Annotated in this window: 2 protein-coding genes; both read right to left on the minus strand. The window is 53.3% G+C overall.

Annotation, left to right across the window (positions count from 1 at the left end; genetic code table 11):
* Nucleotides 1-166: 166 nt before the first annotated feature.
* Nucleotides 167-790 carry a glycine zipper domain-containing protein gene (locus tag RXV90_RS25735; RefSeq protein ID WP_316653278.1) on the minus strand — a complete coding sequence of 208 codons (624 nt, stop codon included), beginning with the start codon at nt 788-790 and terminating at the stop codon, nt 167-169.
* A 263-nt stretch (nt 791-1053) separates the two neighbouring features.
* The gene (locus tag RXV90_RS25920; RefSeq protein WP_410482405.1) at nt 1054-1494 is read right to left on the minus strand and encodes a DUF2846 domain-containing protein; all 441 of its coding nucleotides are present in this window, start codon (nt 1492-1494) and stop codon (nt 1054-1056) included.
* Nucleotides 1495-1710 lie beyond the last annotated feature (216 nt).

The following is a 1710-nucleotide window of genomic DNA, read 5'->3' on the forward strand; positions in this document are numbered from 1 at the left end:
CTCCTACGAGATAAACGAAGTTGGTCGCCCGTTGCGCCTTGACCAAACACGGATACTCAGATGACCGGGAAGAGCCCCGAGCAGCCCCTTAAACCAAGCTCGACAGAACCACTATTCAAAAAACAGTGGGGCTTGGCCAAGCCTTGGTAGGTTGGTGTTAGGAACGTTACTGCAGATCCACGAAGATTTGTGACTCAACACCCGCTTGAAGCAGCCCTTTCTTGATCTCATCGATCGCATTTGCATCTTCTGAGCTCACAACGACCACTTCGTTGACCACCAGTGAATACAGCGGCGCCTCAAGTTCTGCACCAGGCTCAAGGTTTGCCAAATACGTCTCGGCGGCTCTTCGAGACATTGGCCCCCACTGGCCGTCATAGGCGACACCAACCGTGTACTGCGCGTCCATGGTCATCTCTTTGCTGACAGACCGTCCGTCGTTCAAATCCTGCAGGACTCGCATGAGTGTTTCGTCATCAGTAATCCGTTCTGGGATAAAGACGTTCCTGCATGTCTCGACGTTTTTGTACCTAGTGACGGTCTTCTTGCTGCTTTCGTGACCGACAGCTCCGCCTACGACCGCACCGACTAAAGCGCCGGCATTATCGTCTGTTACTGCCTTCCCGAGCACACCACCGATCAGTGCTCCACCAACAACTCTTCCAGGATCTCCGCCTTTAGTGCTCTCTTGGTAGGGTACCGATGCTGTCTCGCATCTTACCTGATACGAGCCGGCAAATGCCTGAGATGCAATCAAAGTAGACGCCACTGCTGTCGCCAGGTTTTTCATCGTCTCGCTCCTACTGTCCGCAAGTCGCGGCGGTTCTTCACAACATGGATGAATGGAACTTGAGAAGCGTTGCGCCAAGTCAAACTGCCGTTTCACCAATGGTGAAATCATCTGCACGTGGAGACCAAGCCGGATTTGCGAAAGGTCGGCTGTCGGAATGAAGCTGCCGTTCCTGGCTGAATACGCCGCTCAATAGATCGCCATCACCGTCCCTAAATCTCTTAGAAACTGAGAAAGCTAAGCCCGATCGGACTGAGACTCCGCTAGTTAATCCGGTAGCTTCCCGAGTATACAAGCTGCCCGATACGTCCTTGGGCCTCACTGGGCTCAACGCGTCGAAGCTGCGGCCGTCCAACCATAATCCCCATACCGATTGAGCATTCAACGTAGAGCTGCGTTGCACGAGGAAGAGTTGCTCTAATGGTAGCAGTTGTTTCAGAGCTAGCTGAAATCGTATGCTCGCCAGGTGGAACATCGACAAAGAAGACTGAATTCGGCTGACATTCCGAAGTCGTCCGACCGTCAACAAGAACATCGGGTTGAACGGCAGCGCCGAAGACCCCGGTTCGGTAAATGATGATCCTAGCCACATCGCTTGACTGAGGTGCCTTTGCAGCAGTCGTTTCCGAAAGCGACACACCGCTCGCACAACCTCCAACGATGAGCGCCACCAATGCCAGAAGCAGTATCTTCGCAGATCTCACTACACCCTCCCTCTGTGTTTTCTAACCAATTCATTGAGGGAGGTTCATTTGCAGGGCGTTGATATGGATCAAGCTGGTGATTTGGTAGACCGGTCCGCGCGCCTTAGCAGTCACCTGCCTGAAACGCTCAGATGACCGAGAAGAGCCGATTGTGTTGAAAAACTCGGCTTGAGCGAGGCTTTAGCTCCTGATTCACTTCTCCCGAGGCAAGGGAGG

The organism is Ovoidimarina sediminis (genome assembly GCF_032586175.1).
Taxonomy (GTDB): domain Bacteria; phylum Pseudomonadota; class Alphaproteobacteria; order Rhodobacterales; family Rhodobacteraceae; genus Ovoidimarina; species Ovoidimarina sediminis.